This is a genomic window from Lentilactobacillus dabitei (assembly GCF_019061365.1).
GTDB lineage: Bacteria > Bacillota > Bacilli > Lactobacillales > Lactobacillaceae > Lentilactobacillus > Lentilactobacillus dabitei.
On sequence record NZ_JAHPPD010000090.1, the window covers coordinates 1 to 10,262 of the forward strand.

A 10,262-nucleotide genomic window follows, 5' to 3' on the forward strand; every position below is an offset into this window, starting at 1 on the left:
AGGTCAAAACAAAAAGAGCCCTAATCACAAAGTGATTAGAACTCGAATTTAGTTTCACCAACAACAGTTGACGAAGAGCCTGAAAATTTGCTCTGGCTGCCTTTTTTTATTAAACTCGAATCGTTAATATACACTAAGTATAACACCCAATTATCAATTTGTCAACGTTGCCATTAATTAATTTTTGCATTTGACATGATGGCAAACTCACAGTAAAATTGACCCGTAAATCCGAACAATTTCGCGATATTTGGTTAATTGTTAAGATCAGCAGGGAAGTGGCATGATCATTTTGGCAAATAGTGAACGCATCTTTAATCCAAACGAATATGGTACTGAACAATATCAGCAGCTTAATCATCGTTATCAGCAACAAATGGATGAGCAGTTCAGTCGCCGACAAATTGGCTACCCAATTAAAGGGCTAAGCTTCGATGTACAAACAATCAAGTTAACAAGTACGATGACCCAGCAGGCATACAAAATGCTGCAAAACTTAATCGAGGCTTTTCCGACAAGTCAGAAAAGCGGGCCAATTCCCGTTGTGGGGACTGAAAAATATCGGGGTGTCATCTTTTATGATCAGCTTCATTTAATTGATTCAACGGAATATATTGTCAGAAGTCCGTTGGGATTTGGCTATGCCGTTCGAAAATTTTTGACCGTCAGCGCGGCCCCTCAACTTGGCAGTACCAGTGGTGAAATTAAAGTGACCATCGAAATCTCACCAAATCGGCTGCTTAACATTAAAGAAGAGCCCCTGATTGATTTTTTGATCAAGCAACTTCTTCCCTTATTGACCAGCCCCAGACTGGAACAGGTCAGTTTCAAGTTGGATATGCCAATTATTTCTGCCAATTTTCATGCCCAACTTCTTGATGAGGCGGGCGCGATTCAAAAAGTGACGAACACACTGAATGCCGACCTCGAGTATGAAACAACCAGCTTGTATTTTGCCGACCGAGCAAGATCTAGGGAGCTGATCATCACTAATGAATTTCAAAATTTATTAACCACCCAATTATTGAATGGGGATAGCGGTAGTATTTCCTCCCGGGAGGCTCAGTGGTACCAAGATCACGCGGATCAGCGCCAATTTTTAACCCGCATTGCGTTACGAGTCAACCAACCCGCTGCTATTAAACGATTTATGAGAAAGCACGATTGGTTGATGCGCGATATTGTCATCGACTATCGGGATAGCAGTGGCCAACAGCGATTTGAAGGCACAGTGTACGCAACGCATGGCAAAGATTTCAGACGGTCATTTACCCGAATGATTACTTATCGGTTGAAAGCTGCTCAACAAACGCTAAAAAAACTGCCATACTTAACGGATGAAGTATGGCAGAATACGCTAAATTAAATTTAAACGATCAAATATTGGTTTCAAGACTTAATCATCATCATTACCAATCAATGTATAGAAAAGCTTTCCTGCGATTGAATAATAACTCCAGTAACCCGCCCCGTTTTCAAATTTTCTGGTTTGCGGTTTGTGAAGGTTGGTGATTCGCAACCGGTATCGATAGTTGCCGGATTTTTTAATATGAGTGGCGTTGGTACCGCTGACTTTAGTTCGAGTGTACAGATAACGAGAGTTGCCCTTTACCTTGGTGGCGGTGATCTTAGCAGCAGAAGTTGGCTGGTTTAAGAATCCGCTGGTTGGATTAGCTAGCGAACTCGTCGGATGATAACGATAGAATTCCAGATAGCCATCAGTCGTAATCAGGATTTGGTTGGTTTCATAGAAATTGCTGTTGGCGGTTGGAACCTTACCCGCATACAAATCGCCATCGCTATAAGCTAAACGATAGGCTGGCCGCTTAATCCGGGTAAACTGCTTGGTCGAAAAATTACCTTCCGGATCTTGGTTGGCAAGATAGTAACCATTCTTGAGGATTGGTTTCACCACGGCATAGCTCAGGTAACGGATGTTGATATCCATTTGATTCATGCGGCCCTTGCTATCCGTAGTGCCACTGTTTGAACTAATGATTGTATTTGGGGGCAGGACTAAGGTGCGGCTGAGGTAATGCTTAGTCTTGTTAACTAAACCCACTTTGATTTTGACTGCTCTGTTGGTTCGATAGTAACGGTGAACATTCGCATTAATTGCTTTGAGGTTGATAGTGTTGGCGTGAGTGACAGTTGTTGGAATCAACAACAGACTGACGGCCATTAGATCCCTAATAGAAATCTTTTCATAATAGTAAGCTCCCCTTCGGTTATTTCTGGTAGCTTCAGTTTACGTAAAAGGGTCTCCCTGGTCAAATGTGATGACGGGCGACCCTTTTGAATTGATTGTTTTAATGAGTGCAATTAGGGGTTGGCAATGGAGGTGAATTGTGGCGCCACCAAGCGCATGCCACCCACTTGGTTATGCGCTCTAAACGCGCTCCGACGCCCCTGATTCTTACTGCCTAAGATGGAGTGTGGCCAATAATGAACAAGAGACGTTCATCATTGACCACACTCCATCTTAGGCTCCAGGATCAACCCGGGGCTCGTCGCGCTCTACCTTGTCTTTTCCGCCACTTTTCGGCTTCGATCCACAAAGTCTTTAAACAGCTTCTTTGAATCTTCGTAGTGTTTGTAAATATTTTCAGGATGCCACTGGACTGCCAAGATTTGGTCATTGTCGATCGATTCGACCGCTTCGATTACTTGGTCGTCGGCTCTGGCGGTTACTTTAAGATAGGGGGCAACGTCCTTGACTGCTTGATGATGCCTCGAGTTAACATAGGGCCGGGATCCGATGATGTCGTGTAAGCGGCTGTTTGGATCAACTGTGACATGATGGGAGGGCATATTTCCTGGGGCTTCTTGCGAATGCTTCAAGGTCGCGTGGAGGTCTTGGGATAAATCCTGATAGAGGGTGCCGCCCAGACCAACGTTGATCAGCTGCATACCACGGCAAATACCCATGATGGCCTTGCCGGCAGTGACTGATTGCTTCAACAATTCAATTTCAAATAAGTCGCGTTTGAGATACGTCATACCTAATTTCTGGAAAGGCTCTTCGCCGTAGAAAGTGGGATCGACATCTGCCCCTCCTGGGAAACAGACCCCATCAAACAGGGTCATATAATCGCGGACATCTTCCGGATTCACACTCGGAAAGATAATGGGGATGCCACCGGACTTGACGATTGCTTCAATCGCCGGTCGGGGTGCGAACGCTGCGTTGCGTTCATTAATAACGTTGGTTGCCTCAGCAAGTGTGTCGGCAGGTAATGCGATTCTTGGGCGCAAATGAACCCCTCCTCAATTTTTGATTTTGATTAATGACAATATAAGGTGATCCCTCAAAACTATCCAATGAGTATACTCCAAAAGCATGAAAAATAGGTGAATTTTGCTTTCATATAATGATTATTCCTGCTGCTTATCTTTGTCGGGTTCCCAGCTGCCCTTAAATAGCTCATGTTTGAGCTGATCGGCGGACAGTTTTGTCTTATTTTCGAATCCTTTAAACGGTCTGATTGACTGTAAGGCCGATTCTTGATATCGTTTAGCTCGGCGCATTGCGTATTCGGTTAATGAACCATCTTTTAAATGCGTAATTAACTTGGCACTAGGCGTAGTTAACGGATTTTCAACCCGGTCTTGTAAGTCCTCGATTTCCTCTTGGTATTCGGGGCCTAATTGGATCTTATTGGCGTACATTTCAAGGCTTTGTAAGAATGCTCTGGCACTTGCCTGGTATTTGGAGACATCATTTGGATGTTCCTCAGAAACTTCCTCGTTCAGTGCATCGGCGCGGGTGATGACCCTGCTGACATCTTCGGGGTGCAGACCGGGTGACATGATGAAGTAGCTGGCTAACAATCTGAAGAAACGCAAGGTATTGGTGCGAATGCCCACGGAACTGCTGGGATCCAAATCCAACATTCTTAATTCTAGGTAATTGACGCCGGTTTTTGGTAATTCTTTCAAGTTGGTATTGCCCTTGAAACGGACAGCACCATGAAATTCATAGTCGGAGATCAGCTTACCTTCTTTGACCCCCTGTTCAATGTTGTTGACATATCGTTGAACAGTGGTGTAATCGCCTCGAAATGGATTGCCGAAGCCATGCGAACTCTGACGGATACTGCGAATGGGAGCGGTGGGTCCTTTATCTTTGTCGAAGTAATTCGCTTCTGCAACGGGACTAGCCCCAAATAAATATGTAATAACCCAGCGATAACGGAGAAAACCCTGAGCAATTTTTGCATATAGGTAGTTTGAAAGGGCGACTTTAGAGTCAAAACGGTCTTGCATATTATCATAGACCAAATTAAAAACATGGGGATCGATACTGAGGTTAAGGTGAGCACCACAGGGGGTTCCGGCTGAAAATCCATGGCGTTTAACCCACTCCTTTAGATACGCCTCTTTCTTCGGCCCCATTTTAGCAAGGGGAACCTCGCGCTTGTCCTTTGGCAGGCGGGGTGGCATCGATAGTGGCCATAGTAGTTCACCTGGTGAAAGGGCAGTCCGTAATGCTGTGTTGATACTATATAAGTAATGCATCGCATCGAGCGCGTGAGCAGCAGGCGGGGTAACGACTTCTGACATCGTTTCCAGAAAATCATTGGTAATCCAAGGATTGGTTTGTTCATCACCGGCAGCAGCAGGATAGGGTTCCTGGCTCAGGTTACTATTTTCGTCTACCCGTTGCATTTCGATTTCCAATCCCATGGTAAAGTCGGAGGTTTTCGCGACGGCTTCATTATCAAATATAAGTTGTCCAATTTCGCTGAACATGGTAATTACCTCCATTGTGTGATTATGAGAATTTCATGATAATTGATGTCAAAATAGTAACACTATAATGACATCATAGCAACGGTAACCGTGTTAACATATCAAATATATGCTAGAATTGTTTTATTTCATTAATTTTTAATTTTAAGAGGTGGAAGTATGAGTATCTTCATCAAATTAGGTTGGTACTTCAAGCAGGAATGGAAAATTTACCTGATTGGCTTATTTGGCCTGCTGTTGACAGCACTAGTCGGGATCGTTCCCCCACGCATTATTGGGGTCTTGGTCGATACGATCCATAATGGCAAATTGTCGAGTCAAAGCCTGCTGGTTTTGCTGGGGATATTGACGTTGGCGGCCTTTGCCCAGTACGGTGCCCGTTATATGTGGCGGACTGCTATTTGGGGCGAAGCGGCTAAGCTGGAAAAAGTTTTCCGAAACCGACTATTTAAACACTACACCGAAATGGATTTGGAATTCTTCCAAAAATATCGGACGGGTGATTTGATGGCTCACGCGACCAATGACTTGTCCGCAATTCAACGGGGGGCCGGCGGTGGCATCCTGCAGTTTGCGGATTCGATGATCACTGGCGGCACTACCTTAATCGCAATGATTACCCTAATTGATTGGCGGCTAACATTAATTGCAATTATTCCGTTTCCATTATTGGCTGTCATGGCTCGATACTTGGGAACTAAGATTCATATTGCCTTCAGAGACTCACAAGCTGCCTTTTCACGCCTCAATAACAAGGCTGAAGAAAGTATCACGGGGATCAAAGTGATCAAAGGCTTAGGGCAGCAGCAAGAAGATATGAATGATTTTAACAACCAGGTTGCCACCACAATCAATATTAACCGGCGGGTTAACCGGCTGGACTCATTATTTGATCCAATGACAACCATGATTATTGCCTTGTCGTACGTGGTCACGATTGTCTATGGCGGTTATTTGGTGACAAATGGTTCGATCACAATTGGGTCATTAGTGTCGTTTGTGTCGTATTTGGCAATGATGGTTTGGCCGATGTTCGCGGTCGGCATGCTGTTTAATACCCTGGAACGAGGGAATGCCAGTTACGACCGGGTAATGGACCTATTGAAACAAAAAAGTGCGATCATTGACGATGCCGATGGTGTGGACAAGGCGCCAAAAGGTGAGATTGACTATCATATTCAGAAGTTCTCCTATCCGGATGATCAGCGGGCGGCCTTGCAGAATATTGATTTTAAGGTGCCTGCAGGTCATACGGTAGGCCTGGTGGGTAAAGTTGGTTCTGGTAAAAGTACAATTTTACGATTGATTTTACGCCAGTTTGATAATTATCAGGGATCCATTCAATTTGGTGGGATTGATATTAAACACTACAAGCTGGATGCGTTGATTCCAGCAATTGGCTATGTTCCTCAAGATACCTTTCTGTTCTCAGATACCATTCGGGAGAATATTCGCTTTGCCCGGCCAGAATCCAGTCAGGCTCAAGTCGAGGAAGCTGCTCAGAAAAGTGACTTATATGAGCAAATTCAGGCCATGCCCGATGGCTACGATACCGCTGTTGGCGAAGAAGGGATTTCTTTGTCCGGTGGCCAGCGACAACGGTTGGCGATTGCTAGAGCGCTGTTAATTAACCCAGAATTGTTAATATTGGATGACGCCTTGTCGGCCGTTGATGCGGAAACCGAAACGCAAATCCTGACTAATTTGCACGCTGAACGGCAAAATAAGACGACGATTATCTCTGCTCACCGGTTGAGTTCAGTGATGAACGCAGATGAAATTTTGGTAATCGATGACGGTCAAATTGTTGAACGGGGCACCCATACTGAATTGATGGCCCGTGGCGGCTGGTATCGGGAAATGTTTGAGCGTCAGGAACTGGAAACGAAAGTCAAGGGAGGTGCGAACTAATGGATAATTTAAAACATCAATCGGCTTGGTCGAAGAGCATTCCGTTTGGTGAACAGCTGCGGATCATTGGCCGATTATTTCGTTATGCCGCCCCTTACAAGTGGTACTTCTATTTTTCCGTAGGGTTTTCGATTGCGGTTGCCGTCGTCAATATTTATTTACCCCGAATTATTCAAGTTTACATGGACAGCCATCTGGTGGTTGGCCAAACCGACTTCCAAATGATGTGGTTCTTTGCGGGCCTTTACTTCTTTGGAATGGTCATGAAGGCGATCATGCAGTTCGTCCAATCCTATTTATATGAAATGGGTGCCGAGTATATGCTCGAAAACACCCGCCGAAAACTGTTTGCGAAACTGCACACTTTGGGGATGCGTTACTTTGATCAGACCCCCAGTGGCTCAATTCTTTCCAGATTGACAAACGATACCATGGCGTTTGCGAATTTTTGGGCCCTGTTTAATAGTTTGATTGTAACGGTTTCTGCGATGGTTTCATCATTTATCGCAATGTACATGGTGGATACTAAGATCTCGCTGTGGCTGCTGGTGTTCATGCCCTTTTTATTTGTGATGGTTTGGTATTACCAGCGGTATAGTACCCGGGTTTACCGGCAGATGCGGGAGCGCTTGAGCCTTTTGAATGCGAAGCTGGCCGAAGGGATCACTGGGATTAGCGTGATCCAACAGTTCCGCCAGGAGAAACGGATTAATCAAGAATTTAATGGGACTAACGATCAGTACTACAATACTCGAAAAGCAATGATTCGGATTAATTCGTTGTTATTGAACCCCATGATTAACCTCTTTTATGCATTAGGAACGGTGCTTGTTTTAGGGATGTTTGGTGTTCGTGGTTTGCACGCCTATGTGGCGGCCGGTGTGATTTACGCGTTTATCACTTATTTGAACAACTTTTACAACCCAATGTCTGAAATGATGGATCGGCTCAGTGATTTTCAAGATGGTGTCGTTGCCGGTTCGCGGGTGTTCCGAATAATGGACGATCAAACCGTCGAACCCCAGCAACATCCGGTTAAGGGTGCAACGATCACTCAGGGAAAGATTGAATTTCGACACGTAACGTTCTCATACGATAACGTCAATCCAGTTCTTCATGATGTGTCGTTTGTCGCAGAACCTGGGCAAACGGTCGCGTTGGTTGGCGAAACTGGTAGTGGAAAAACATCAATCATCAATGTGATGATGCGCTTCTATGAATTTGGTGAGGGTCAAATCTTGCTTGATGACCGCGATATTCGAGATTATCCGATTCAAGAATTACGCAAAAAAATGGGCTTGGTGCTTCAGGAACCCTTTATGTTCTATGGCACGGTGGCCTCAAATATCAGAATGTTTAACGAAAAAATTAGTGATGAAGAAGTTAGAAGTGCAGCCCAGTTTGTACAGGCTGATAAATTTATCGAGGACTTGCCACAAAAGTATGATGCCAGGGTGATTGAAAGAGGAGCCAGCTATTCGAGCGGCCAGCGGCAACTCATTTCGTTTGCCAGAACGTTGGTAACGGATCCTAAGATTTTGATTCTAGATGAGGCAACCGCAAACATCGATACGGAAACCGAACAGATTATCCAAACGGGATTGGCAAAGCTTCAGCAGGGCAGAACAACGATTGCAATTGCCCATCGATTGTCAACAATTCAAAATGCTGACCTCATTTTGGTGCTAGATGCCGGCAAGATTGTTGAACGCGGCACTAATGATGAGTTGATGAAGAAACGTGGGTATTATTATGACATGATTAGATTGCAGAATTCGGCACATCTAGACTAGTATGCGTAGCAAAGCGCTTAGAAGCTGGAATATAAGTCCTCTCGTCCTAAAATCCTGGTTTTGAGGATTTTAGGACGAGAGGACTTATATGCAAGCTTCTGCTTTGCGGAGCATCATTCGACTATGAAGCCAAGCACCCAAACCGTAACCCCATAACAAAAAAGCAAACCAATTCAGAAACGTCTCCGAATTGGTTTGCTTTTTTAGGCCTAATAATTATGGTCAATTAATTACTGAATCTCAATTTGGTTATTGCTATCCTGGCTTTCAGCAGCCTTTGGCAATGTGACTGTCAAGACACCATCGTTAACTTGGGCTGAAATGTTGTCACGATCAACACCAGGTAACTCATATGTTCTTGACATGATGCCATGACTACGTTCGCTGGCAATTACGCGGCCTTGTTCATCCTTCTTTTCGGATTCTTGGGCTTGGTCGATGCTCAATGCCAAATTGTCGTTTTGATATACCAAGTGGATATTCTTCTTATCAATGCCTGGTACATCAACCTTCAAAGTGTAATCCTTGTCATTTTCGGTGATATCGGTCTTCAGGTTACCTTGAACCATGTAATCATTGTCTACATCAGAAGGACTGAAGAAACGACGTGCCATTTGATCAAAGAACGGATCTACATTGAAACGATTCATTAATTCATTTGCCATAATACCAATCTCCTTTGTTGCATGAATTAACAAGCGTCAAAGGTGGTGAAACGAGAATCGTTCTCGTTCCCCCAAAACACAAAGCTTTTTAAAAAGTTTCAAAAACGATGACCCAAATAAACAACCACCCACACCTAGTTAACAGCTGGTTAGTAATTATTGAATCTCAATATGACCATTATCTTGATCACTGTTGGTTAACTTTGGTAAAGTAACATTTAAAACACCATCGCTAACTTGGGCTGAAATGTTGTCCTTGTCAACACCAGGCAATTGATAGCTACGTGACATAACACCGTGACTACGTTCGCTGGCGATTACCCGGCCGTTCTCATCTTTTTGTTCGGTTGAATGTTCTTGATTAATGTAGAGTGATAAAACACCATCTTGATAAGCCAAACGAATGTTGTTCTTATCAATTCCTGGGACATCAACCTTCAACGAATAATCCTTGTCGGTTTCTTTAATGTCAGTCTTGAGGTTACCGAAATCACTGTAATCCTTGTCAAAATCACTTGGGCTGAAGAAACGATGTGCCATACGATCAAAGAACGGATCCAAATCAAAACGATTCATTAATTCATTTGCCATAATACCAATCTCCTTATTATCGGAATTAATATTCAAGGTACTGGGAAACGATCTCTTTGAACCACTCTTTTTCGTTCCTCTTTACCTTTCATCTTCTATATTAATCACCTGATAAAAAAATGCCAGCATTTAGCACTCAAAAGTAAAGAGTGCTAAAGCTGACATTCTTTGTTGGCAATTGTGACTATCTAAAGGCCTTCACCAATTGCTTGATATACTTATCAGTATTGGTTTGAATGGCTTCTTGTTCCTGCTTTTGAACTGCAGGATCTGTTGCAGGGTCCTTAACGTTTTTACCTTCAGCTTTTGCTTTTTGGTAAGCTTGTTGGAGGTTTTGATCATATTGCTGCTTGAATTCTTTTTCCAGTGCTGGTCGAGAAAACTTGTTGGCAAGTGAATTGGCAGGGCTCTTCTTTGTTCGGTAGAAGGTATACTTCTTCCCTTTATTGCTTGGCAGTTGCCCATTGCCTGACTTAGAAGCTGTCTAAAATCTCTTAAGTAATAGTGCTAAAAACGCTAAAACGACCATTTGCAGACTGGTGGTTAATTG

8 protein-coding genes are annotated in these 10,262 nt (G+C 43.8%); 3 read left to right on the forward strand and 5 right to left on the reverse strand.

Annotated features, from left to right (window positions below):
• The first annotated feature begins 283 nt into the window (after window positions 1–283).
• The gene (locus tag KTE19_RS11395; protein ID WP_249778648.1) at window positions 284–1,366 is read left to right on the forward strand and encodes a hypothetical protein; all 1,083 of its coding nucleotides are present in this window, start codon (window positions 284–286) and stop codon (window positions 1,364–1,366) included.
• Window positions 1,367–1,396: 30 nt separating this feature from the next.
• Here KTE19_RS11395 and KTE19_RS11400 read toward each other — a convergent pair whose 3' ends face one another.
• The 3 genes from KTE19_RS11400 to KTE19_RS11410 form a co-directional block, all read right to left on the reverse strand.
• Window positions 1,397–2,182: a hypothetical protein gene (locus tag KTE19_RS11400; protein WP_217342319.1), complete on the reverse strand. Its 786-nt coding sequence runs from the start codon at window positions 2,180–2,182 to the stop codon at window positions 1,397–1,399.
• Between the two features lie 335 nt (window positions 2,183–2,517).
• The gene (locus tag KTE19_RS11405) at window positions 2,518–3,255 is read right to left on the reverse strand and encodes a gamma-glutamyl-gamma-aminobutyrate hydrolase family protein (RefSeq protein WP_054748943.1); all 738 of its coding nucleotides are present in this window, start codon (window positions 3,253–3,255) and stop codon (window positions 2,518–2,520) included.
• Window positions 3,256–3,375: 120 nt separating this feature from the next.
• Window positions 3,376–4,752 carry a glutamate--cysteine ligase gene (locus KTE19_RS11410; protein ID WP_217164449.1) on the reverse strand — a complete coding sequence of 459 codons (1,377 nt, stop codon included), beginning with the start codon at window positions 4,750–4,752 and terminating at the stop codon, window positions 3,376–3,378.
• Window positions 4,753–4,911: 159 nt separating this feature from the next.
• Here KTE19_RS11410 and KTE19_RS11415 point away from each other — a divergent pair, with 159 nt between their 5' ends.
• Both KTE19_RS11415 and KTE19_RS11420 read left to right on the forward strand, forming a co-directional pair.
• Window positions 4,912–6,663: an ABC transporter ATP-binding protein gene (locus KTE19_RS11415; protein ID WP_217342320.1), complete on the forward strand. Its 1,752-nt coding sequence runs from the start codon at window positions 4,912–4,914 to the stop codon at window positions 6,661–6,663.
• On the forward strand, window positions 6,663–8,456 hold the full coding sequence (locus KTE19_RS11420; protein ID WP_217164447.1) for an ABC transporter ATP-binding protein: 1,794 nt from the start codon (window positions 6,663–6,665) through the stop codon (window positions 8,454–8,456). The genes KTE19_RS11415 and KTE19_RS11420 overlap by 1 nt, the downstream gene beginning before the upstream one ends.
• A gap of 230 nt (window positions 8,457–8,686) precedes the next feature.
• Here the strand turns inward: KTE19_RS11420 and KTE19_RS11425 are convergent, their stop codons facing one another.
• Together KTE19_RS11425 and KTE19_RS11430 are read right to left on the reverse strand one after the other, a co-directional pair.
• Window positions 8,687–9,121 (reverse strand): Hsp20/alpha crystallin family protein, encoded by a 435-nt coding sequence (locus tag KTE19_RS11425; protein ID WP_217164446.1) that lies wholly within the window; start codon window positions 9,119–9,121, stop codon window positions 8,687–8,689.
• Between the two features lie 156 nt (window positions 9,122–9,277).
• Window positions 9,278–9,712, reverse strand: a complete 435-nt coding sequence (locus KTE19_RS11430) for an Hsp20/alpha crystallin family protein (RefSeq protein ID WP_217164444.1) — start codon at window positions 9,710–9,712, stop codon at window positions 9,278–9,280.
• Window positions 9,713–10,262: the final 550 nt, after the last annotated feature.